At 42.1% G+C, this 23,781-nt stretch carries 18 protein-coding genes; 4 read left to right on the forward strand and 14 right to left on the reverse strand.

What is annotated here, in order from left to right; all coding sequences use genetic code 11:
* The first annotated feature begins 13 nt into the window (after positions 1–13).
* Positions 14–1,411: a class II fumarate hydratase gene (gene fumC / locus ACRHOZ_RS06720; protein ID WP_431123741.1), complete on the forward strand. Its 1,398-nt coding sequence runs from the start codon at positions 14–16 to the stop codon at positions 1,409–1,411.
* Between the two features lie 74 nt (positions 1,412–1,485).
* Here fumC and ACRHOZ_RS06725 read toward each other — a convergent pair whose 3' ends face one another.
* On the reverse strand, positions 1,486–2,373 hold the full coding sequence (locus ACRHOZ_RS06725; protein ID WP_431123744.1) for a hypothetical protein: 888 nt from the start codon (positions 2,371–2,373) through the stop codon (positions 1,486–1,488).
* Positions 2,374–2,542: 169 nt separating this feature from the next.
* Here ACRHOZ_RS06725 and ACRHOZ_RS06730 point away from each other — a divergent pair, with 169 nt between their 5' ends.
* Both ACRHOZ_RS06730 and ACRHOZ_RS06735 read left to right on the forward strand, forming a co-directional pair.
* A complete protein-coding gene (locus tag ACRHOZ_RS06730) occupies positions 2,543–3,316 on the forward strand; it encodes an MBL fold metallo-hydrolase (RefSeq protein ID WP_431123746.1) in 774 nt (257 codons plus the stop codon).
* A 66-nt stretch (positions 3,317–3,382) separates the two neighbouring features.
* On the forward strand, positions 3,383–4,066 hold the full coding sequence (locus ACRHOZ_RS06735) for a hypothetical protein (RefSeq protein WP_431123748.1): 684 nt from the start codon (positions 3,383–3,385) through the stop codon (positions 4,064–4,066).
* A gap of 15 nt (positions 4,067–4,081) precedes the next feature.
* Here the strand turns inward: ACRHOZ_RS06735 and ettA are convergent, their stop codons facing one another.
* The 3 genes from ettA to ACRHOZ_RS06750 form a co-directional block, all read right to left on the reverse strand.
* Positions 4,082–5,773, reverse strand: a complete 1,692-nt coding sequence (ettA, locus tag ACRHOZ_RS06740; RefSeq protein WP_422351334.1) for an energy-dependent translational throttle protein EttA — start codon at positions 5,771–5,773, stop codon at positions 4,082–4,084.
* Between the two features lie 32 nt (positions 5,774–5,805).
* On the reverse strand, positions 5,806–5,982 hold the full coding sequence (locus ACRHOZ_RS06745; RefSeq protein WP_202619517.1) for a CAL67264 family membrane protein: 177 nt from the start codon (positions 5,980–5,982) through the stop codon (positions 5,806–5,808).
* 72 nt (positions 5,983–6,054) lie between these two features.
* Positions 6,055–7,038 (reverse strand): Gfo/Idh/MocA family protein, encoded by a 984-nt coding sequence (locus ACRHOZ_RS06750; protein WP_431123750.1) that lies wholly within the window; start codon positions 7,036–7,038, stop codon positions 6,055–6,057.
* A gap of 64 nt (positions 7,039–7,102) precedes the next feature.
* Between ACRHOZ_RS06750 and ACRHOZ_RS06755 the strand changes: the two genes are divergently transcribed.
* The gene (locus ACRHOZ_RS06755; RefSeq protein WP_431123752.1) at positions 7,103–8,731 is read left to right on the forward strand and encodes an acyl-CoA carboxylase subunit beta; all 1,629 of its coding nucleotides are present in this window, start codon (positions 7,103–7,105) and stop codon (positions 8,729–8,731) included.
* On the opposite strand, the gene ACRHOZ_RS06760 is transcribed toward ACRHOZ_RS06755, so the two are convergent.
* From ACRHOZ_RS06760 to ACRHOZ_RS06805, 10 genes are all read right to left on the reverse strand, one after another.
* On the reverse strand, positions 8,732–10,900 hold the full coding sequence (locus ACRHOZ_RS06760; RefSeq protein ID WP_431123754.1) for a TonB-dependent receptor plug domain-containing protein: 2,169 nt from the start codon (positions 10,898–10,900) through the stop codon (positions 8,732–8,734).
* 16 nt (positions 10,901–10,916) lie between these two features.
* On the reverse strand, positions 10,917–12,704 hold the full coding sequence (locus ACRHOZ_RS06765) for a carboxypeptidase-like regulatory domain-containing protein (protein ID WP_431123757.1): 1,788 nt from the start codon (positions 12,702–12,704) through the stop codon (positions 10,917–10,919).
* A gap of 100 nt (positions 12,705–12,804) precedes the next feature.
* On the reverse strand, positions 12,805–14,163 hold the full coding sequence (locus tag ACRHOZ_RS06770; RefSeq protein ID WP_431123759.1) for a M24 family metallopeptidase: 1,359 nt from the start codon (positions 14,161–14,163) through the stop codon (positions 12,805–12,807).
* A gap of 67 nt (positions 14,164–14,230) precedes the next feature.
* Complete coding sequence (locus tag ACRHOZ_RS06775) at positions 14,231–16,351, reverse strand: YfbK domain-containing protein (protein ID WP_431123761.1); 2,121 nt, start codon at positions 16,349–16,351, stop codon at positions 14,231–14,233.
* Between the two features lie 112 nt (positions 16,352–16,463).
* Entirely contained in the window at positions 16,464–17,603 is a 1,140-nt protein-coding gene (locus tag ACRHOZ_RS06780; RefSeq protein ID WP_431123763.1) for an AMP-binding protein, read from the reverse strand.
* Entirely contained in the window at positions 17,578–18,516 is a 939-nt protein-coding gene (locus tag ACRHOZ_RS06785) for a lysostaphin resistance A-like protein (protein ID WP_431123765.1), read from the reverse strand. The genes ACRHOZ_RS06780 and ACRHOZ_RS06785 overlap by 26 nt, the downstream gene beginning before the upstream one ends.
* Positions 18,507–19,559, reverse strand: a complete 1,053-nt coding sequence (locus ACRHOZ_RS06790; RefSeq protein WP_431123767.1) for an o-succinylbenzoate synthase — start codon at positions 19,557–19,559, stop codon at positions 18,507–18,509. The genes ACRHOZ_RS06785 and ACRHOZ_RS06790 overlap by 10 nt, the downstream gene beginning before the upstream one ends.
* A gap of 49 nt (positions 19,560–19,608) precedes the next feature.
* Positions 19,609–21,570, reverse strand: a complete 1,962-nt coding sequence (locus tag ACRHOZ_RS06795) for a sensor histidine kinase (protein ID WP_431123769.1) — start codon at positions 21,568–21,570, stop codon at positions 19,609–19,611.
* Positions 21,571–22,081: 511 nt separating this feature from the next.
* Entirely contained in the window at positions 22,082–22,837 is a 756-nt protein-coding gene (locus ACRHOZ_RS06800; RefSeq protein WP_138832588.1) for a LytR/AlgR family response regulator transcription factor, read from the reverse strand.
* Positions 22,838–22,870: 33 nt separating this feature from the next.
* Positions 22,871–23,779 (reverse strand): 1,4-dihydroxy-2-naphthoate polyprenyltransferase, encoded by a 909-nt coding sequence (locus ACRHOZ_RS06805; protein ID WP_431123772.1) that lies wholly within the window; start codon positions 23,777–23,779, stop codon positions 22,871–22,873.
* Positions 23,780–23,781 lie beyond the last annotated feature (2 nt).

Genomic DNA, 23,781 nt, shown 5'->3' on the forward strand with positions numbered 1-23,781 from the left:
TAAAAAAGCAAAAATGAGTTTCAGAATTGAAAAAGATACGATGGGCGAAGTCAAGGTCCCATCTGACAAATATTGGGGAGCCCAAACGGAACGTTCCCGTAATAATTTTAAAATTGGTGCCCCTGCCTCTATGCCCTTGGAGGTGGTATACGGTTTTGCCTATTTGAAAAAAGCCGCTGCCTATGCCAATCATGAACTGGGAGTTCTCGCTGAATCCAAAAGGGATTTGATTGGTCAAGTTTGTGATGAAATCCTCGCAGGGCAGCACGATGGACAATTCCCCTTGGTCATTTGGCAGACCGGTTCTGGAACCCAAAGCAACATGAATGTGAACGAGGTGATTGCCAACCGGGCACATGAGATTGCTGGTAAGAAAATTGGTGAAGGAGAAAAAACCATTCAGCCCAATGATGATGTCAACAAAAGTCAATCTTCCAACGATACCTTTCCTACGGGAATGCATATTGCCGCATACAAAAAAATTGTTGAGGTAACCATCCCTGGAGTTGAACAATTAAGGAATACTTTGGATAAAAAATCCAAGGAGTTCAAGGATGTGGTCAAAATTGGACGTACACACTTGATGGACGCCACTCCCCTAACCTTGGGTCAGGAATTTTCCGGTTATGTTTCACAATTGAACCATGGTCTGAAAGCTTTGAAGAATACACTGGAACATTTGAGTGAGCTTGCTCTGGGAGGAACCGCTGTTGGAACTGGATTGAATACGCCCAAGGGGTATGATGTTTTGGTAGCCAAATACATTGCAGAATTTACCGGACAACCTTTCAAAACGGCTGAGAATAAATTTGAGGCCCTAGCTGCGCACGATGCAATCGTTGAGAGCCATGGTGCTTTAAAACAGTTGGCCGTTTCCCTGAACAAAATTGCCAACGATATCCGTATGATGGCTTCGGGACCTAGATCCGGTATTGGAGAAATTATTATTCCCGCGAACGAACCCGGAAGCTCCATTATGCCCGGAAAGGTTAACCCTACCCAATGCGAGGCACTGACTATGGTTTGCGCCCAAGTAATGGGTAATGATGTTGCTGTGTCCGTAGGTGGTACGCAAGGCCATTATGAACTAAACGTCTTTAAGCCCATGATGGCAGCAAACATTTTGCAATCAGCCCAACTCATCGGAGATGGTTGTGTAAGTTTTGACGTGAACTGCGCAGTTGGAATTGAGCCGAATCATGAAGTCATTAAAACTTTGCTGAACAACTCATTGATGTTGGTGACGGCCTTGAATACCAAAATTGGATATTATAAGGCAGCAGAAATTGCCAATACAGCTCATAAAAATGGCACTACTTTAAGGGAGGAAGCCATTAATTTGGGATACGTTACCCCTGAAGAATACGATGCTTGGGTAAAACCTGAAGACATGGTGGGTAGTTTAAAGTAATTTAAATACCCCTCAAATAAAAAAGCCCGATCCATTACAGATCGGGCTTTTTTGTAAAATGTGGATAGTGTATACTATTTTAGAGCGAATTTGGAAGTTCCCAATAACTTCAATCCACCGTCATAAACATTTACCATGTAGTTTCCTTTTTGGAAATCGGAAGCAGGCTTATTGATGTAATCACATACATCCAAAGAGCTGTTCTCATAGTAAAAGTTGGTTCCTTTGCTATAGGTAATGGAAGCACCTTCTTCGCTAGATTTGGAGAAGCTGTCTCCCAATACATTTCCTTGGGGATCCAACACTTCAATAAAGAACTCACGGTCACCGGCTTCAGCAATTACGTTGTCAGCAACGGTAAAACAAACTTTAAACTTGTCAGTAGCCTTTGCTCTAGAAGTAGAAACCAATTTACCGCTGTTTCTTTCCCTTACGGCATCAACAGTAAAAGTAGAAAGGCTTAGTGCAGATCCTCTTTCAACGGCATCGGCCAATTGAGTGTTCTGTACAACCAAAGAATCGTTAAATACGGTTTGCTTTTCCAACTCTACAAAAGTGCTGTCCCTTTGCATAGCCAACAAGGTGTTGGAAGTAGTCAAAGAATCTACTTGCTTCAATAATTTTTCTCTTTCAGCCTTAAGTACACTTACTTGTCTTCTGTATCTTGAAAGAGAAGCGATATCAGCTTTCATTCCTTGTACAGAATCAATGTATTTAGCAATGTTGTCACGAGCGGCAACCAATTCCTCATTGGTAGCGTTGCTCTCCAAAATTGCTTTGTCGTACTCAGATTTTAGGTTGTTCAAATCCTCTACAACCAATTCCTTCTCCTGCGTAAGAGCAGTAGTGGTTTTTTTCTTATCCTGGTAAAGGCTAACCGTATAGATAATGGTCCCCAAAAGAACCACAGCCAACAAACCTGCGATTACCTTTAATCCGTTGTTACTTTTTGTTTCAGTCATAACTTTTAAATTAATTGATTCTTGCTATTAAGTGATTTGATCAATTGTGTTCTGAGTTATATACGCTATAGTTTTTGATTTGGATCATTTGCATGTAAACTATGTTAAAAAAATATGGACATATAGTCTGGATGTACTAATTTTAAAGGGCTTTCTAAAATTTTGTCTCATGAAAAAATTATTAACAATCCTATCTTTTTTCCTTTTTTTATGTGGGGCAGGCCCCAAATCCATGGGGCAAGCCGTCATGATTGTGGAAAAACCGAAAACGGAAGACGTCAAAATAATCCCTATTGAGCATGCAACGGCCGTCTTGGAATGGAACGAAATCACCATCTATATTGATCCAGTGGGTGGCAAAAAGGCCTTTGAGGGCCAAGAACTCCCCGATCTCATTCTCATCACAGATATTCATGGAGACCATTTTAGTTTGGAGACCATACAAGAACTGGATACGCACAAAGCCAAGATTATGGTACCGCAAGCAGTAGCTGATAAGATGCCCCAAGAATTTACCCCCCAAATCGATGTATTGCACAATGGGGATTCTAAAGAACGGTACGGAATTACGATAGAGGCAATACCCATGTATAATCTTCGCCAAGAAGCCCTTAAATTTCATACCAAAGGGAGAGGCAATGGCTATGTGCTTGATATGGAAGGGCAACGGCTCTATTTTTCTGGGGATACCGAAGATATCCCTGAAATGAGGGCTTTAAAAAATATTGATAAGGCCTTTGTATGTATGAACCTGCCGTACACCATGAACGTTTACAGCGCTGCAGATGCTGTTTTAGAGTTTCAGCCTAAAGAGATCTATCCATATCACTACAGGGGTAGACCCAACGTAAGCGACGTGAAAATGTTTAAGACCATTGTCAACAACGGAAATCCAAATATTGAGGTAGTGCAATTGGACTGGTATCCTAATGATGAATTTTAATCGCATAAAATATTGAAGCCCAAATTTCGTTAAGGTTAGAGTACCAACCCAAATCAGTACTTAACCATGATTAACAAACACTCTTCTTTGTTTGCCCTAGTGTGCCTTTTAATGGCGCATTTTTCCTTTTCCAATCAGTGTGATAATTTCTATGCCAAAATCACCTATGGACTAAGCCATACCAAAAAGGCCATGGGCGCAACCAATTTTGAACATCAAATGTATTATGCCGAAAGGGCTTTGATCGCCTTGGAAAAATCCGAGAGTTTTATGGCAGAATGCGCTTGTGCTAAATCCGAAGATAAGCGATTGGATGCCATAGAAGCCCTAAACAAGGCCATAGAACCTGTGGATTGGGATGCTGGACGCTTTTTTTCCAAGAAATCGATGGGATTGATCAATGAACTGATCACCATTCTGGATGAATGCACTCTTGGCGTTGTGCCCGAAACAGTGGTTGAGGATAGTGCCGATACAACCCTGGAGCATGAAGCTTATGCCGATTCCGAAGTAGACAAGAATTCCATGGAGCTGGAAATGCTCAAGGTTTTTGATAAACATGCCAATGATAAATTGACCAGAGCGGAGAAGGCTATTTCAGATTTAATCCAATTCAGAAATGGCTTCAAACAAAGCTCACCTGAAAAGGAAAACGACCCCAATAGCCTGGAGCACCATCAAAAAGCCTATATTGAAGATGCTAAAAGTCTACTGCAACGGGCACTTAAAAGCTTGGAATCAGAACAGTAAATCCGTTGGTTGATTCTAACGAATCAACTTTTTGTATTTGATACGCTTGGGCATGATATCCGCGCCCAAGCGTTTCTTTTTGTTCTCCTCGTAATCAGAGAAGGAACCTTCAAAGAAATACACTTGGGAATCTCCTTCAAAAGCAAGGATATGCGTACAAATTCTATCCAAGAACCATCGATCGTGGGAAATAATCACTGCACAGCCAGCAAAATTTTCCAATCCTTCTTCCAAAGCCCTTAATGTGTTAACATCCAAATCGTTGGTGGGCTCATCCAGCAACAACACATTTCCTTCTTCCTTGAGGGTCATTGCCAAATGGAGTCTGTTGCGTTCCCCACCGGAAAGCATGTTGACTTTTTTGTTCTGTTCGCTCCCTGAAAAATTAAATCGGCTTAAATAGGCTCGGGAATTGACTTGCTTCCCTCCCATCATCACCAATTCTTGTCCATCACTGAAATTTTCCCAAATGGTTTTGTCGGGGTCAATATTGGAATGGCTTTGATCCACATAGGCCAGTTTGGCCGTATCACCCACAGAAAATTCACCCTTATCTGGATTTTCTTCGCCCATGATCATTCTAAAAATGGTGGTCTTACCAGCACCATTAGGACCAATGATACCTACAATTCCAGCCTGGGGTAAATTGAAATTCAGATCTTCGTAAAGTAGTTTCTCGCCGTAAGCTTTGCTTACCCCTTTGGCTTCAATTACATTGGTACCCAACCTGGGGCCATTGGGGATATAGATCTCCAACTTTTCTTCCAGTTGTTTTTGATCTTGGCTCAAAAGCTTGTCGTAGTTCTTCAGACGGGCCTTTTGTTTGGTCTGTCTTCCCTTAGCTCCCTGACGCACCCACTCCAGCTCGCGCTCCAAGGTTTTTTGACGTTTGGATGCCTGCTTGCTCTCTTGGGCCAGACGCTTCGCCTTTTGATCCAACCAACCGGAATAATTTCCTTTCCATGGGATGCCTTCTCCCCTATCCAATTCCAAAATCCAGCCTGCAACATTGTCCAAGAAATAACGATCGTGGGTCACCGCTATAACGGTTCCCTTGTATTGGGCCAAATGGTGTTCCAACCAATGTACTGATTCCGCATCCAAGTGGTTGGTAGGCTCATCCAGCAGCAATACATCCGGTTCTTGCAACAACAATCGGCAAAGAGCAACCCTTCTGCGCTCCCCACCAGAAAGTACCCCAATCTTTTTGTCCGATTCAGGAGTACGCAATGCGTCCATGGCTATTTCCAGTTTGGTGTCCAGTTCCCATGCGTTGGAAGCATCAATTTTATCCTGGAGGGCAGCCTGTTTGTCCATCAACTTTTGCATCTTGTCCGCATCTTCGTAGACTTCAGGTAATGCAAACATATCGTTGATCTTGTTGTACTCGTCCAATATGGCAACCGTCTCGGCCACTCCCTCTTTCACGACTTCAAGAACGGTCTTCTCCTCATCCAATTGAGGTTCTTGTTCCAAGTACCCTACCGTATATCCCGGAGAGAAAACCACATCGCCTTGGTAGTTCTTGTCAACCCCAGCTATGATTTTCAGCAAGGTGGATTTTCCCGAACCGTTAAGTCCTAAGATTCCAATCTTGGCGCCGTAAAAAAAACTGAGATATATATTCTTTAAAACTGGGGTGTTGGCCGTTTTAAAAGTCTTGGTCACCCCGGACATTGAAAAAATGACCTTCTTATCGTCTGACATTAGGTTGTTATTAGAATTATGTAAAAAGGAAATTAAACTCGGCCTTTGAGCGCGTTAAAGACCCATGCAATAGCAAAGAATCCTATGCCAACGGAAGCAAATCCGTAACCCGCCACCTCATCATATTTAAAAGCCCCAAGTGCGATCATACCCAAACCTACCAAGATCATAATCCAAGTGGCCCAAGCCAGCACCGTATTTTTGTTCATTCCCATATCATTAGTTCAGTAGAAAATCAAATATCGTAAAAAATGTAAGAACCAAAAGTGACAGAGGCAAGTTTAAGCTTCAAAAGGAAACTTTATCCCCGCCTTTTGTCTGATGGTATCCAAAAGCTCCACCAAGTCCAAACTGTGCTGGTGCGACCATAAAGGACTCTCCAATAACTGCTTACGCAGGCAATGATGTACATGCTCAATTTCATAAACAAATCCAATGCCCTGGATAGGAAGTTCTACGGTTTCCTGCACTCCTTTTTTATCGATAGTGTAAGCAGAAGCCTCATGCCACCTAGGCTGAAGAAACAAGGTTCCTTCACTTCCCGATATCTCCGCCTCCATTTTAGAATTACTGCTAATTCCACTGTACAGCACAGCTTGGCTTTTGGGATATTGAAAAATTATTGAAGTCTGCACTTCGGTTCCATTTGGATGAAAATTGGAAACAGCATGAATTTCATCAGGTTTGCCCATAAGGAGATAGGCTAAAAAAATGGGATAAATTCCAATATCCAATAAAGAACCGGATGCCAAGTTTGGGTTCAATACCCGAGAATCAGCATCACGATCCAAACCATAAAAGGCAAAATCTGCATGCAGATAGCCCAGTTCCCCAATACTACCTTCATCCACCAGTTGTTTTACCTTTTGGATGGAGGGGTTAAAACGTGACCACAATCCTTCCATAAAATATACCTGGTTCTCCTTTGCCACTTCTATCATTTCCTCAACCTCTCCCCGATTGATTCCAGCTGGCTTTTCGCAGAGCACAGCCAAGCCATGACGCATGGCTTGAATGGACAAATCTTTGTGGAAGTTATGGGGTGTGGCTATATAAACAATGTCCACAGTTTTGGAGGTAAACAGTGCTTCGTAACTATCAAAGACGTGTTCCGCATTAAATTCAGTTGCAAATTTTTCCGCCTTTTCAAGACTTCTTGAGGCTACTGAACTTATTTGAGCATCTTCAATCAAGAGTAAATCCGACGCAAATTTTCTGGCAATGTTTCCTGGGCCAATAATGCCCCACTTAATCTTTGAATCCATAGAGATCAAAAGTAATGATTATAACTCCTTATCTTTAGCGGGACGATGAAATCATATTGAAATTATGGATATAAACTTCAATAAAAACGAAGATCACAATAAGCTTAAACTTTCCGAACTCCGTAACAAATTGGCCCAAACTAAGCTTGGTGGTGGCAAGAAAAGAATTGAAAAGCACCACGCTAAAGGAAAAATGACAGCACGGGAACGCATTGATTATCTGTTGGATGCAAATTCCGATCAGCTAGAAATTGGAGCGTTTGCTGGAGAAGGCATGTACGAGGAGCACGGTGGATGCCCCAGTGCAGGTGTGGTGGTCAAGATTGGGTATATCCAAGGGAAGCAATGCGTGGTGGTGGCCAACGATGCCACGGTAAAAGCGGGAGCTTGGTTCCCTATAACAGGAAAGAAAAATCTCAGGGCCCAAGAGATTTCCATTGAAAACAAACTACCTATCATTTACTTGGTGGATAGTGCTGGGGTGTATTTGCCCATGCAAGATGAGATATTCCCCGATAAGGAACATTTTGGACGGATTTTTAGAAACAACGCGGTCATGAGCAGTATGGGAATTACCCAAATCTCTGCCGTCATGGGAAGTTGTGTGGCTGGAGGTGCCTACTTGCCCATTATGAGTGACGAAGCCATGATCGTGGACAAAACCGGAAGTATTTTCCTTGCTGGAAGTTATTTGGTAAAGGCCGCTATTGGCGAAAGTATAGACAATGAGACTTTAGGCGGTGCCACTACCCATTCGGAAATCAGTGGAGTGACGGATTACAAAGCCAAGGATGACAAGGATGCCTTGAACAAAATCAGGAATATAGTTGGTAAGATAGGCTCGTTCGAAAAAGCGGGCTATAACCGAATTGAGGCTCAAAGTCCTGCAGAAAAAGAAGAGGACATTTATGGCATCCTTCCCAAATCCCGAAGTGATCAATACGATATGCTCGAAATCATCAAGCGTTTGGTGGACAATTCAGAATTTGAGCAATACAAGGAAGGTTATGGTAAAACCTTGCTTACCGGTTATGCCCGAATAGATGGCTGGGCCGTTGGAATTGTGGCCAACCAACGGAAGGTGGTCAAGACCAAAAAAGGCGAAATGCAATTTGGTGGGGTTATTTATTCCGATTCGGCTGATAAGGCTACGCGCTTCATCGCCAATTGCAACCAAAAGAAAATCCCGTTGGTCTTCTTACAAGATGTAACCGGATTTATGGTGGGGAGTAAAAGTGAACATGGCGGCATCATCAAGGATGGTGCAAAAATGGTCAATGCTGTTAGTAATTCCGTGGTTCCCAAGTTTACCGTGGTCATTGGTAACAGCTACGGAGCTGGAAATTATGCCATGTGTGGAAAGGCCTATGACCCAAGACTGATTGTGGCATGGCCCAGTGCAGAATTGGCGGTAATGAGTGGGAATTCTGCGGCCAAAGTACTTTTACAGATAGAAAAGGCGTCTTTGGAGAAAAATGGGGAAACCTTGGATGCCAAAAAGGAAAAGGCATTGTTCGACAACATTAAAAAACGCTATGACAACCAAATATCACCCTACTATGCCGCGGCCAGGTTGTGGACAGATGCCATTATAAATCCTTTGGAGACCCGAAAATGGATTTCAATGGGAATTGAGGCCGCCAATCACAGCCCCACGGATAAAAAATTCAACATGGGAGTATTGCAGGTCTAGTTATTGGACAGCGAATTTGGCCAATTGCTGCTCATCGCCATTTTCCTGTAGTCGTACCAGGAATTCCTCGCTGTACTGATTGGCCTTACCAAAATTGTATTGCACCGTGCACTTTAAAAAGGTTGGCATCTTATTGCCAGAAGTTCTATTGCCCATGTAGGTGACATTTAAAATCCAATCGCCCACGGTTTCAGGCCCCACAATTTCAAATTGTTCGCTGCCAAAACCATGTTGAATTTCATCCATGATCCGTTTTCTATCCGCAGCCACCGTATGCTCCCAGTTAAAAAAGCGTTTTTGCGGGTTTACAAATTGAACCACAAATTCAGCATCGGTATTGTTCCATTCCAAAACCAATCGGGCATTGTACGTGAGATTGTTTCGATATGAGGAGGACACCTTGGATATATCCAAGTGTTTTCGTTCCTGATTGACCAAATTCCTTAAATCTGCACCCACCAGTTTTTCCAAGCCTAGAAAATTTACCTTGGGATTGGCACTTCCATCCAAAATAGCATTGTAAAGGTTGGAGGCCATTTGATGGTTACCCAACTTTTCCTGCGCTTTGGCCACATCCAGATAAGGTTGAATCTTATTGGGGAAATCCGTAATCATTTTGTTGGCTGCCACCAAGGCCAATTCATGGTTCCCGATTTCCATGGATTTTAAATAGGTTCCCCTTAATTCCTCATAACCTGGCGTTGGTTTTTCCAAAGTGTTGGACAGTATACGGTTGCCCAAGCCCTTGTCGGAACTATAAAAGAAGGAAGCCACGTCCACAAGATATTCAGGGGTGTCCCAATATTTTCCTCTTTGATTTAAGTATAAATCATAGGCCTCCTGCACACTTTTTCCATTTTTCAATTCCTTAAGATAAGGCGTTACCAAGCTCTTTTTGTTCACCTTTAACTTTCCGTCGTAAACGTTGTTGGTCAATCGGGCCAAGTCTTTTTTCTGGCCCTTTGGGCCATCCACAATGGCAGTTTTTGTAGTGATCATGAGTACCCCATTGGCACCCATACTACCGTATCGATTAGTGGCTGCCAGTCCCTTTAATACGGTGACCTCTGCAATATTACGTGGATCAATAAAACCGGTACCAGCTATTTCTCCGGTAAAAGAATTGGAGCGTTCCATGGGTACTCCATCAATAACGATCAAGCTATAATTGTTGCCCAAAATGGAATTGCTGGGTCGCATTTTAGTTTGACTCAGGTCTTCATTTTGACCCAAACTAACTCCTGAGAATTTTCCTTGTACTGCAGTATTGGCAGTGGTGGCGGCATCAGGAATGGCATCTTCCTTGATAGATTGCACCGCATAACCAATTTTATCTTTGTTTTCTTTCCCATACGCGGTGGTGATTTCTTCCGGTTCATCATTCCCAACTTCCTCGGTCACAACCACTTCCTGAAGTTGAATTTCTCCATCACTTACGGAAAAATCCAAGTTTTTGACCTCATCCAAAACATGTTCTGTGATTCGATTCCTATAGGCTATGACAAGTGTGCTTCCCTCTGGTGCGTTAATTTGAAAAGAACCTTGGTTATCCGTGCTAACCTTATTAGCAGGTTCTTCTTTAATGTACACATCCACAGCAGCCAAACCAGCGGCCCCACCATAAACGGTTCCAGAGTAACTTACCTCATCCCCATCTGTATCCGTATTGGCTTTCTTTTCGGTTAGATTAATCAGATTACCATTGTTTACAATAGATAGCAAATTAAGACTGGCCCTATCAAAATCCTTTTTGCTATTGACAATATAAAGTTCGCCTTCAAAGCTGGGTGAAGATGAATCCAGGTTCTGCTTTCCATCTGTAAATAACAAGACATCGCCGCTTCCCACATAATCGCCCAAGGAGGCATAAGAAGTCGCTCCATCATATTTGAAAGTTTTGAGCTTATCTTTTACCGCCGACCAGTCTGCGTTCTTAACCGTGAATTGATTCTTGGAAACTATTTCATTGCTAAAAGGCAATAGGCTGACAGCTGCATTCTGAACGGTTTTGAAATAGGCATCCAAAAAGTAAAACTCCTTTTCCAAATCCCTGTCCTGCATGGAATGCGAAACATCCCAACAGATAGTCACATTCTTAATTTCTTGAGCGATTAAGCCGAAGGTCATTCCAAAGCATAACAAGAAAGTCCAAATCAGTTTAGTCTTCATAGTGGGTCCGTGATTTTTAATTAAGCGCAAACAATTGCTGATTTACATCTCTTGCCCGTAGCTTAAAAACTTTGATTTCCTTGGTTTGATTTTTCGTATTGAAATTATGGTACACAGTAGTTTTCAAATACGCAGGGGTAAGTTGTTTGTTGCCCAAATATTTAATATTCACCTTCCAAGTTCCATTAAGCGGTTTGTAAATGAGGTATTCCTCACTGGAAAAGCCTACTTGTTTCTCCTTTGTAATTCGATTTGGATCTGCATCCAGCGAATGGGCCCAGGTAAAGTACTGTCCGTTAGGGTCCACAAACTGAATTTCAAATTCCGCTTCCCCATCATTCCATTCAAAAACCAATCGGGTACCATCAAAATCGTCAGAGTCGCCAATGCCCTTTCCAGCCAACTTGGATAATTTTGAACCGTTGAGTACAAGCAGGTTACTGAAATCTTTGTCCATGACGGATTCAAATTCCTTGGATTCCCCCAAAATATCCTCTCCAATCAGGTAGTTATATCTAGCATATAACGCAGCCGCTTTTTCCACTTCGCCAATGCTCTTAAAACTATAGGCCAAATTTTTATAAGACTGCACGTAACCAGGTCGAAGTTTAAAAACCTTTATGTAGATTTCATGCGCCTTTTGATGCATTCCCTGGGCTTCCAGTTTATAGGCCAAGGCCTTTAGAACAGTAGGGTCTGTACCAAAACGCTCCTCCAATGTCTCTACCATCCGAAGTGCAAACTTGTCATCCCCCATCCGCTCCGAAAAATAGGTGAAGCAATCCAAATAAAAATAGGGAGAGTTGGCATACATTTTTTCCATGTCTTCATAACTGTCCCTTGCCTCTTTTTGATTCTTGGCTTCCGCAATCTTCTCTAGATAAATAGGAGTTTCCAGACTGGATTCCAGCACCACATCCTTGTCCTCAAAATAATTGTCCCGAAGTAAGGCTGGGTTCAGAGGCTCTCTCTCGGGAGTCCTGTTGGGGCTGAAGTTACCCGTTTTGGTATTGATAATGACCACTCCCCCTCCCCCCAGAGTACCATATTTTGCAAGACCTGCCAAGGATTCCAATACGGCGATTCGTTCTATTTCCGAAGTATGCAAAAAAGTAGGGGGAACGGTAGTCACAACGCCATCTATTTCATATAGTGCCGGAAGGGGTTTGGGATGCCTCAGCGCCCGTGGTAGGTACAAAACCGGAGCTGTGAGATCCGTCGGCCTCCCCTGTTTTCGTAATTGAGTCAAGGAGCCTTGGGCTGCAATACGGAATGCACTCGGTCTAAAAACCACCGAAGCCGGAATCCAAGATTCCAGGGCATCCACAAAATCCTGACCCGCAGGACTAAGGTCGTCCCCATCAATAATTTTTAAGGAATGACCCAAACTCTCTTTGTCCAATATGCCAAAAGAGGTCTTTATTAAATCTTTATTTGTACCGTACTCCTGAAAAAGTTCTTGTTGCGACTTTTTTCTTCGTTTGGATACCACCACCTCATCAAGTTCCTCAACCCAACTTTTAAGTGAAACGTTCAAGAACTCGGTTACATCTTCCACTACAATCTCAACCGTTTTCATTCCCATAAAACTGAAAGTCAAGGTTTCTCCTTCCTGCACTTCAATCTGATATTTTCCCTGACTATCTGTTTTTACACCAATATCCGTGTCCTTGATACTAACGGTGACGTTTTCTAGAAGTTCTTTTCCATCGGTAACGCTGCCCTGAACATTTTTTATCTGCCCTAAGGATACTTGCGCAAACACCAGGCTAATTACGAGTACAACTTTTTTTGATTTTACCATTTTGCAGTTCTTTATGATTGACGCTATACAAATTAGCAATTTTATTGCTTCGATGCCAGTAGAACCAACAATTGACCTACACCATCGGCTATTTTGCAACTTAATTCCCCTGATGTTCCTTTACTCGGGGAATTAGGAGCAACTCGGTTTGCCTACCATTTACATACCTGAATCCATCCTCTCCATAAAACCCTGCTTCTTCCAACATCACCCGAATATCCCTTTTCCATTCAGGGATGTTTACAGTAGTATTTAGTTCTATGGCGTAAACCGTGTTTGGATTAAGAGGATAATTATCCCCGTCATCCTTCATTACCCCACCTTGGGCGTCCCACATTCCAATAGTTGTCCCCGCAGAATGTCCATAGGATCCAAGAGGATGGGTATAAATAGCTGGGCGCAATCCTGTTGCTTTGGCATCGCTTAAGGCTTTGGCCAAGATTTCGTTGCCCGTCCTACCCTTGATCATGTTTTCCGTTAGAAAATCCTGTACTCGATTTCCATCATAGAGTGCATTTACCAAGTAGGAAGGAGCTGCAGTTTCCTTGGGTTTAAGTACATAAGCCAGTTCCTGGCAATCGGTATTCAAGCGCAAATAGGTAATACCAAAATCGCAATGCAATAAATCCCCCGGCTGAATGACCAAATCGTCAGGTCGCCCCGAAAAGGAATACAAATGGCTTACCAATTCCTCGCTAGTGCGCTGTACATCCACTGTGGGATGAAACCAAGTTTCAAGCCCCAAATCGGTCACTTTTTGGCGCATCCACCACTCTACCTCCGTGGTGGTGGTTATTCCTGGGGTAATCACTTTTTCGGAAAATGCTTCCGCTATAATATCGTGTGTAATATCCACCAACTGGTTATAGATGACCATTTCCCTTGGGGTTCTGGTTTCTATCCATCTAACCGCCAACTGTTCAGCCGATATAATCCGAGAATGAAACTTTTTGGGAAGGTTGGCCATAAATTCATCATAGTCCGTCTTGTCCAATCCATCCGCTATGTTGTGATCCTTGGAAAAATTAAGCCCAATACTTTTTGGATTACGCTCTTCAATAAGCTGAATCAAACGTTTCCACTGGTTGGGTTCCTTTTCCTTGTCCCAAGCGGATTGGATGCTCTTGCCTACATTGTACCGCGCCACTGCAAGTTTATCTATGGTGTCATTTGCTTTATCTCGATAAAATAGCAGGATGGTTCTCCTTCTGGCATTCAGCCAAGTGGCGGGTAGCATGGTTTTGAGAACAGGGTCTTCATTATACTCTCGGGAAATCAGAATCCACATATCCAGTCCTGTTTGATCCATTAAAGTGGGAAGCAAGGTATTGAAGCGCTCTTCCAGAATTTCATCCACCACCCTCGCTCTTTCCTGTTCGGGAAGGATTTGTTGGGAATTTAGCGTAAAGGGTAAAAGAAGAAGGGGTAAAAGGTAGAAGCGGCAGACAAGTTTTTGCATGTTGGAAATATTTCCCTTAAAATACGCCATTTCAAAAACATAAAAAAAGTGCCCGAAGGCACTTTGCTTACATACTGTCTGAATAGGATTTTACCAATCGGATAAATTCAGCCCGATACCCTTCCGAGTCGTTGACCATTCCTTTTCTGGCCAAGCTGACCACATCTTCCAAGGATGCGCCATTGGTAAATTGGGATTTACGTAAATGCAATCCAAAAAGGGCTACGGAAGCGGCAAAATTAAAGTCTGGAGAAACTTCAGAGTTTTTGTTTTCCAACACTTGGGTAATTTCTGTACTCACATCACCATCAGGTTTTTTGTACCTGAACTTAACCGTTAGCAGTTCGTTGGAGACTGTTGCCTCGGATTTTTGCGTATACTTCAAATCATGTACTGGTTTTAAATAATCGCTTTTGGAACCCTTTGGGATTACTTCGTACAAAGCAGTTACCGTATGCCCACTTCCCAGTTCTCCAGCATCTTTGGTGTCATCAATAAAATCTTCATCCGCCAACAATCTGTTTTCGTATCCAATGAGTCGATATGCCTGTACAAGTGCTGGATTAAATTCTACCTGGATTTTTACATCCTTGGCTATGGTGTACAAAGTTCCGCCAAACTCTTTGCCAAAGACTTTTTGTGCTTCTTGCATGGTATCAATATAAGCATGGTTCCCATTCCCTTTGTCGGCCAATTTTTCCATTTTGGAATCTTTGTAATTGCCCATTCCAAAACCCAATACGGATAAAAACACTCCTGTTTTTCTCTTTTCTTCGATGAGTTTTACCATGTCCTTATCGCTCGAGGGCCCTACATTGAAATCTCCATCTGTTGCCAAAATAACGCGGTTGTTACCATTCTTGATGAAATTTTTCTGCGCCAATTTATAGGCCAGTTTAATTCCTGCTCCTCCAGCTGTAGACCCACCAGCTTCTAAGTTCTCAATAGCGTTTCTAATTTTTTCTTTTTGACTCCCTCTTGTTGGAGGCAGTACCTCCCCTGCTGCACCAGCATAGACTACAATGGACACCTTGTCTTTTTCCCTTAGCTGATTTACCAACAACTTGAAAGCGGACTTTAGAAGGGGCAACTTGTTCTGGCTGGACATGGAACCTGAAACATCAATCAAGAAGGTAAGATTGGAAGGAGGCAATTCATCATCAGTATAAGACTTGCCTTGAAGCCCAATGCGAACCAGTTTAGTGTCAGGGTTCCAAGGGGTACCTGCAACCTCGGTGGTAATGGAAAATGGATGTTCTTTAGGTTGGGGATAGCTATAATTGAAGTAATTCACCATTTCCTCCACCTTGACCGCATCCACTGGAATTTGTTGGCCATTGTTGATCATCCGTCTTACATTGCTATAGGAAGCCTTATCCACATCGATAGAGAAGGTGGACAAGGGGCTTAAGGATACCCGTTCAAATTGATTCTCATGGATTTGGGCATATTTTTCATCATTTTCAATTTGATAGTTCCCTTTTTTTGTGGTGATGACCACACAGCCATTTTTGGCTGAGGAACCAAAGAGTTTTCTTGCTTTGGCACCATTGTACACATTTACCTTCTCAATTTCTTCTGAATTTATTTGGGAAACTACAGGGGTATTCTCCTTTTTGATGGGTACTCCATCCACAATATAAAGTGGGTCTTTGGCCCTTTTAATGGAACTCATTCCTCTTATTACTATCCGAGGACTATTACCAGCATTTCCTGAAGAATTTGAGATGTTTACTCCTGCGGCTTTCCCACTAAGTGCTTGAGCAATGGAATTGTGATAATCCTTTCTTTTTTGCCTCGCAATTTGAGCCGGGGAAGGCGCCACGCTTTTCACGGAATAAGATATGGCCTTGCTTTTTCTTTGAACGCCATATCCGACCACCACCACCTCTTCCAACATTTCGGAATCTTGTTCAAGGCTAACGTTGATAATGTTAGTTGTCCCAATTTTGACTTCTTTGACAACATAACCAATGTAAGCGAAAACCAAAGTTTCACCTTGGTTGGCTTCAAGACTATACTTACCATCAAAATCGGTTTGGGTTCCTTTAGAGGTTCCTTTAACAAGTACCGTAGCTCCCGGCAAGGGAAGATTTTGCTCGTCCGTAACAACCCCTGTGATGGTTTTAGCGCTTAGACTAAAACTGCAAAGGAATGTTATGATCAGAAATGTAATTTGATTTTTCATAATTGACACAGTTTTTAGGATTTGTATCAAACCTAGGGTCAATTACAACAGAAGGAAATTGGGAATGAGTAAGTAGGTCAAAATTAAAAGGGAAGCGTTTATTTGGGTTAGACTAGCTCAAAACAGCACCTTTTGTTTTGAGTCTATCTACTTTACCACTCGTCGTTTCGATGAACTTTGATAAACACAGGATGTCTTTAGGTACTTCATACTTATCCAAATCCTCCAACGATTTTATTTGCTGAAGCAATTCGGAGCTATCCTTTTCTTCTCCTTCGATTACCAAAACGAGCTTCTGGCCCAAAGTTTTATCCGGGATTCCGGCTACAAAAAAGCGTGAGGGAATCAACGACGCCAACTTTTTCTCTATCTGTTCAGGAATTAGCTTTACCCCTCCAGAATTGATGACGGAATCATATCGTCCCAACCATTGGAATTCAGTTTTGCTGATGAGTTCTACTATGTCATTGGTGACAACAAGCTCATCGGAGATTTTGGGGGCTTCGATAACCAAACAGCTTCGTGAGTCTTGGGAGAAGGTGATGTTGGGGAGGGCAGAGAAGTTGGATTGTTGGATGGTTCGATTATTGGATTGTTCGACTATTGGATTCCCAGAATTTTCAATTTTGAATTTTGAATTTTGAATTGCTTTTACTGCAACGTGAGAGATAGTTTCGGTCATTCCGTAAGTTTCATAGCAGGTCGTGGAAACCGTTTGCAGTTTCTCTTTTAATCCAAATGAAACAGAAGCACCTCCAATAATCAAGCTCTTAATTTGATTCAATTGAACCAAGGACTTTCCTACTTGTAGGGGCACCATGGCGGAAAAATCATAGGTCTTACGGATTCCTGATAAAGGCATGGACGAGGGTTCCACATAATCCAGTTCCAGCCCCAACACCATGGCTCTGACCAACATCATCTTGCCAGCAATGCTGGAACAGGGTAAACATAAAAGAGCGGAATTTCCAGGCTCAAGATTAAAATACGAACCCGTAGCCAAAGCGGAGTTGACCATGTGCTCCTTTTTCAAGGCAATGTCTTTTGGTGTTCCTGTGGAACCAGAGGTTTGAACAACCACAGTGGCAGTTTCCATCCCCCACTCCACCAAAAAATCGCCTATTGATTTCTCAAATGGGACACCTTCCTTAATCAAACTATAGCCTACCTCAGGCAGTTCATTACAAGCATAATGAATGCCATTAAGCTTAAAACTAGGATGTATTTTATGCCATGAGGGATTCCGCATCATTCGAAGCTACGAATTCTTCCTTGGTCAACACACGACCAAACAATTTATCCTTCCAATTGGTCCATTTGTATTTTTTGCCAAAGAACCACAACAGCAATGGAAAGACCACAAAAATAGGAACCAGCACATCATATCCCATAACGGGATCAGAAATATCTTTGTAGATGGAATTGGTTTGGAAGGCCGTCCAATCCGCGGTTACCAAAAGCGCGGTAATCAAATTATTGGCAGCATGGAACCCCAAGGCCAATTCCAAGCCTTCATCCATCAGGGTTAAAATACCAAGGAAAAGTCCAGTTCCAATGTAATACACCATAATCCCCATTCCCAATTTTTCCACTTCGGGATTGGCCGCATGCATCACTCCAAACAATGCAGAGGTAACCAACAACGGAATCCATCGTCTGCCCGTGGCAATCCCCAAACCCTGCATCATATGTCCTCGGAACAAATACTCCTCAAAACTCGTCTGCAATGGAATCAGTAAAATGGCAATTACTGCCAACGAGAGGAATTTTGCTATGTCAAAATTCAAGACATACTGATCTGGAGAAAAATAAATGTCAATGGCCGTAATCAAGATCGTTACCCCACCCCATAATCCGAAAGCAAAAAAGATACGCTTCCAATCTATCTTTTTACGAGAGGTGGTCAGGGAGGTAATGGATTGCTGGTGAATCAATTTGGTCCATCCCAATACCACAAAAAAGCCCACAGCCAATGGAACCAAGGCCAGGATCAAAACCAAATTAGAACCCCATTCGCTGATCATTTGCTGCATAGCATCCTCCACACTGATCGGAGAATTAATGGTCATCACATAATTAACGGCCATCAATCCAATAAAGCCGAGGGGCAAAAAAAGGTACTTCCAAAGTCCTATATCCCCATTATATCCTTGTGCTATGTACATAAATTATCAATTAAGTTCATATTCCATTTTTTGTCCGAGCGGTAAAACAGTTTTCCATCGGAAACTTCCAGTGGACTCTCTATATTGTTGGTGAACAAGCTACCTGTTCCCAAACCTTGGGGCATTTTGGTTCCCAACGTATAGGTCCATTGCGCTATGGCATTTAGTCCAATATTGCTTTCCAAGGCGCTGGTAATCCACCAACCTATATCTTGTTTTTGCGCCAAATCTATCCATTCCTGCCCACCTCCAAAACCGCCTATCAAGCTGGGTTTAATAATTATGTATTGCGGTTGAATGGTTTGTAGCATTTTTGTCTTTTCCGTTACATCAAAAACTCCTATCAGTTCTTCGTCCAAGGCAATGGGTATTGGAGTTGTTTCACAAAGCTTCGCCATCGCATCCCACTGTTTGGGCTTTATGGGCTGTTCAATGGAATGTAGCTGATATTCCGACAAACGCTGGATTTTGTCCAAAGCTTCGGATGCCTTGAAAGCGCCATTGGCATCTACACGAAGTTCAATCTCTTCGGGGCCAAAAACTTTTCTGATGGATTTTAAAATGGTCAATTCTTTTTTAAAATCTATGGCTCCAATTTTCATTTTGATGCAATGAAAGCCAGACCCCAGTTTCTCCTCCAATTGGGAAAGCATGAAGTTCTCATCGCCCATCCAAATTAAACCATTGATTGGAATGGGAGATTCTTTCTGAACAAAATCCGTGGTAAACAATTCCATTGGATGATTTGATTCCAAGGACAAATAGGCTTGTTCCAATCCAAATTGGATGGACGGGAATTCCAACAACTCCTCCAATAACGCTTTTTTGCCAAGGTGAATATTATCACAGGCCCAGGCCAATTTTTGCTCGTAATGCGGCACATCATCCACACTTAGGCCTCTAAGGATTCCGCATTCCCCAATTCCCTTTTTAGCTCCTTGCTGAAGACAGAGAAACCAGGTTTCCTTTTCAGTCATCACTCCTCGGGAGGTCCCGCTGGGTATTTTAAATTGTAGAATGTACTTTGAGTAGCTCGCTTTCATCCGATGGTTTCAAATTTAACCAATTTAGGATGCAATGAAAGGAAATAATTTAGCTGAAGTTGAACCAAAAACGTACCCCCTCGGTGGCCTTGTCAATATTGAGCTTGGACTGGAGTTGGTTCACCAATCTATTCATCAATCGGATGCCCATGGAGGAATGGGCACGTTCATCCGCATCTTCCGGTAGGCCTATTCCGTTGTCGGTATATTCAAAATAGCCCTGGTCCCCATTTTTGCGAAGGTGGATATAGATTTTTCCGTTTTCGTCATTTTCCGGAAAGGCATATTTAAACGAGTTGGAAACAAGTTCGTTCAGTATTAGCCCAAATGGAATGGCCCTGTCGATATCCAATTCGGTGCCCTCCGCGTCTATGGTGATACTAATATTATGACCACCTTTCTTATAAACAGACTGTACACTATTGATCAAGCTTTCGATATAGCCCTGCATTTCAATAACGGAAAGATCATCATTTTGATAGAGTTTTTGATGGATCAAGGCCATGGCCTTTACCCTACTCTTACCTTCTTCCAAGGCCTCAATAGCAGATTTGCTCCTGGTGTTTTTGGTCTGAAGGCTTAAAAGACTGGAAACCATTTGAAGGTTATTCTTTACCCTGTGATGAATTTCTTTCAACAAGGAATCCTTCTCTACCAGGGCATTTTCAATGATGTGCTTTTGTTCTGCAATCAGACGCTGATTCTTGATACTTTTCAGGTAAGCATACACCAATCCCGCAAAACCCAGCAGCGTAAAAATCAAGGAGATAAACACTAGGTTGATACGCTCGTCCTTGGCCTTCATTTCGCTTCGCGCCAATTCATTAATACGCTTTTGCTCATCAATCAAGCGTTGGGAATTTTCCAAATCCTCATTGGCCACAATGGTCACCAATTGTTGTTTAATAATGGATGATTGTTTTTGGGTAAGGGAATCCTTGATGCGTTCGTTGCGTTTATAATACAAAGCCGCACTTCTGAAGTTCTCCACTTTATCATAAAAGGCGGCCAACAAACTGTTGCGCTTAATATTTTGAAGTATGCTAATGTTTTCAAATTGAATGTCCAGACTACGCTTGGCAGCTACGTATCTTTCCAAATGTAAATTTGCATCGGCAAGGTTGAGGGTATTCTCTATCACCTCGCTTTTATGATCACTCCTAGAAGAGGTGTTCAAGACCTCAATGCTGTTTTCCAGCAGCGGAATAGCTTCCTCATATTCACTGAGCAACACATGGCATTTCCCTATGTTACCTTCAATTTCGGCCTTGAGCAATTCGCTTTCAAAAAGCTGTTCCTCTGTCTTTTCTTTGGAGATGTCGTTCAGGAATACGTCCAAATAGGCCTTTGCTTTTTTTAACTCGCTCAGGGCCGTTGGGGCCGAATTATCCAATCTGAGATAGTTCCCCACTTTGCTGTGGTACTTGGCCAGCCCGTAGGAGTCATTGTCGGCAATGGTAGGCTTAACCTCCATAATGTATTGGTTCCGGGCTTTTCGGTGCAGCCCAAGATTGCTATAGATATCGTAGAAAGCCACATTGTCCGTATACCCAAACTCTCGCTTTTGCTTTCGGATTTCTATCTGCTTGTCATAAAGTTGAAGGTTCGCATAGTTGTTGTCCAGCACATCCAGTATTACCTTTCTGGAACCCGCGTCCATGGTATCTTTTGCGGCATAGAGTTCCATGGCCAATGCGACGCTCTTATCGTACTCCCCCAGATCATTGTACAACTGTGCCTGCATTACCTTATATAACTGGGTGGCAACGCTATCATTTATTTTTTGGGCATTGGAAAGATATACTTTAACGGTATCCAACCAATCATAGGCTGAATTAACGTTGTATCGGTTTACGACATTAAAGAAAACATCAAACCTATCCTGGGAACCATTGGTATTCTGGAATTCCGTCAAAGCACTGATTTCTTCACTATCAACAGATTGTGCAGAGACATTCAAAAGCAGTACAAAAAATAGGACTGAAAATAATGGTTTGAGGTTATGCATCATTAATCTTACGGGTAGTGCTTAAGAAGATTTTAGTTTGTACGTTCTGTTTTTTGTTGTTTCCTAGGTCAGTGTCTCATCATTCCTGCTTCCAAATCAATGACGTCCTCCTTAATTTAACGTAGGATTTGAAACAAAATTAAATGCATTCGAAAAGACTTATCGGGTATTGTTGTGAAAGTGTCCATTTCTGTTGTGAAACCCTCTCTGCTGTATGCAAAAATGTATTTTGTCGGTGTTTTGTGCATTTCATGGAACTGAAGCTCTCCAAAACCTTTGTAAAACCAAAAAGGTCCTGCCGATTACGACAAGACCCTTTTACGAGAACACTATATGAAAATGAAAAAATTACTTTTCTGAACTAATAACACTGCTAAAGTATGGGCGTTCTTCCAGATGGAGAAACTAATGTTGTGAACCTTCCAAATCTTGTGGTTATTCCTATAATTGAGTGTGTGATATAAAAAAAGGTGCCCAAAGGCACCCTTAAATTTTCTTGTTCCATCCTATCTCTTTAGCTATTCATGGACGAGATGATAAACTCCTTGAAATCTTTGGAAATTGGAATGAGGTTGTTATTGATCATGATGTCCTTAGAGTTTATGGCATCAATATGATCCACATTTACAATGTAGGATTTATGCGCCCTGTAGAATTTGTTCTTTGGAAGTTTTTCCAAATAATCCTTCAAGGGCGATCTTACCAAGAATTTCTTATCCACCGTATTTACTTCCAAATAAACATTGTCTGCTTTGATGAATTGGATATCGCTAAATTGAATTCTGTAATACAGGTGTTGTTTTTTTACAAAAATGGAATCCTTCAACACGGAGTTGGACGTAAAAGTATCTCCTTCGTTCCCTGCAATCTCCTTGCTCTTTTCCTTTCTTGCGTAATCAAAATTGGAAAGTGCAATTTCTATGGAGGTATACAGGTCCTGCTGCTCAAAAGGTTTTACCAAGTAGCCATCGGGCTTAACCGTCTTGGCATTTTCAACGGTGGCTCTGTCCGAGTTGGAGGTAACAAAGATGAAAGGAATGTTGTAGACATCCCTGATATGTTTTCCAAGATCTATTCCTGTTTTGTCCGAAGCCAGTATGATATCAATAAGTACTAAGTCCACATGGTTGTTCTTCAGTACTTCCACAGCCTGTTCGTACACTATTACATTGTCCACAATCTCATAGCCGATTTCCTCCAGCATGGATTGCATATCATCTGCAATAATTACGTTGTCCTCTACAATCAATATTTTAATGGCGTGTTCCAAATTGTCTAATGTTTAGTGGGTTGTTAATCAAAATTACAAAAAAAACTTAACTGCCATGAAGAACAAAAGGGACAGTAAAAAGGTACTTAGCGCCAATTTTTTGAGCTCTCCATCCAGCAATATGGGCTCCTTGGTACGTACCACTTTGGCCAGGTGAACAAAAATGGGAATAAAGGCCAATAGGAAAAACCAATATTGAAATTCCTGGATACTTAAGATAGCGTACGTCAAAAAACAGAAAAAGGATAACACAATCAAGAACATATGGTAGTGCTTGCCATTTTCAAAACCCATTTTAACCACTAAGGTGTTTTTGCCGTGTTTTTTATCCGAAACCACATCCCTTAAATTGTTCAAATTGAGAACGCCCACACATAAGAGTCCAATGGAAATAGCAGGAAGTATGGAAATCCAATCCAAAGACTTGGTATACAAAAACATGCTTCCCAATACGCCCAATAAGCCAAAGAACAAAAACACAAAGACATCTCCCAAGCCCTTATAACCATAAGGATTGTCACCCATGGTATATCGGATTGCGGCCCAAATACTTAAGATACCCAATACAGAAAAGATGATGATATATTTGAGGTTTTCTTTACCAAAGGCAATGTAAACCAAGGTCAAGGCCAATATCAGACTTATGACAATAGCTATGATGATGCCTTTTTTCAAAGCCTTGCGTGACAAAATTCCGCTCTGTAGTGCTCTTGCCGGCCCAATGCGATCTTCATTATCGGTGCCTTTAACGCCATCCCCATAATCATTTGCAAAATTGGACGTGATTTGAAATCCTATGGTAGTCAGCAAGGCCAGGGTAAAAATGGTGGAATTGAATTGTCCTTGGTATACGGCCAATGCCGTTCCGACTATGATACCTGATAAGGATAGTGGTAATGTGCGTAACCTAGCAGCTTGGATCCAAGCCTTTAAACTCCCCAAGA

It is taken from the genome of Flagellimonas flava, assembly GCF_050617915.1.
GTDB lineage: Bacteria > Bacteroidota > Bacteroidia > Flavobacteriales > Flavobacteriaceae > Flagellimonas > Flagellimonas flava_A.

Coding starts and splice junctions, on each gene's coding strand:
- ACRHOZ_RS06760 (WP_431123754.1), bottom strand. CDS start 10,900: ATGAAGACTAAACTGATTTGGACTTTCTTGTTATGCTTTGGAATGACC.
- ACRHOZ_RS06765 (WP_431123757.1), bottom strand. CDS start 12,704: ATGGTAAAATCAAAAAAAGTTGTACTCGTAATTAGCCTGGTGTTTGCG.
- ACRHOZ_RS06730 (WP_431123746.1), top strand. CDS start 2,543: ATGAAAAAATTATTAACAATCCTATCTTTTTTCCTTTTTTTATGTGGG.
- ACRHOZ_RS06790 (WP_431123767.1), bottom strand. CDS start 19,559: ATGAAAGCGAGCTACTCAAAGTACATTCTACAATTTAAAATACCCAGC.
- fumC (WP_431123741.1), top strand. CDS start 14: ATGAGTTTCAGAATTGAAAAAGATACGATGGGCGAAGTCAAGGTCCCA.
- ACRHOZ_RS06795 (WP_431123769.1), bottom strand. CDS start 21,570: ATGATGCATAACCTCAAACCATTATTTTCAGTCCTATTTTTTGTACTG.
- ACRHOZ_RS06725 (WP_431123744.1), bottom strand. CDS start 2,373: ATGACTGAAACAAAAAGTAACAACGGATTAAAGGTAATCGCAGGTTTG.
- ACRHOZ_RS06775 (WP_431123761.1), bottom strand. CDS start 16,351: ATGAAAAATCAAATTACATTTCTGATCATAACATTCCTTTGCAGTTTT.
- ACRHOZ_RS06755 (WP_431123752.1), top strand. CDS start 7,103: ATGGATATAAACTTCAATAAAAACGAAGATCACAATAAGCTTAAACTT.
- ACRHOZ_RS06750 (WP_431123750.1), bottom strand. CDS start 7,038: ATGGATTCAAAGATTAAGTGGGGCATTATTGGCCCAGGAAACATTGCC.
- ACRHOZ_RS06770 (WP_431123759.1), bottom strand. CDS start 14,163: ATGCAAAAACTTGTCTGCCGCTTCTACCTTTTACCCCTTCTTCTTTTA.
- ACRHOZ_RS06785 (WP_431123765.1), bottom strand. CDS start 18,516: ATGTACATAGCACAAGGATATAATGGGGATATAGGACTTTGGAAGTAC.
- ettA (WP_422351334.1), bottom strand. CDS start 5,773: ATGTCAGACGATAAGAAGGTCATTTTTTCAATGTCCGGGGTGACCAAG.
- ACRHOZ_RS06735 (WP_431123748.1), top strand. CDS start 3,383: ATGATTAACAAACACTCTTCTTTGTTTGCCCTAGTGTGCCTTTTAATG.
- ACRHOZ_RS06780 (WP_431123763.1), bottom strand. CDS start 17,603: ATGATGCGGAATCCCTCATGGCATAAAATACATCCTAGTTTTAAGCTT.
- ACRHOZ_RS06745 (WP_202619517.1), bottom strand. CDS start 5,982: ATGAACAAAAATACGGTGCTGGCTTGGGCCACTTGGATTATGATCTTG.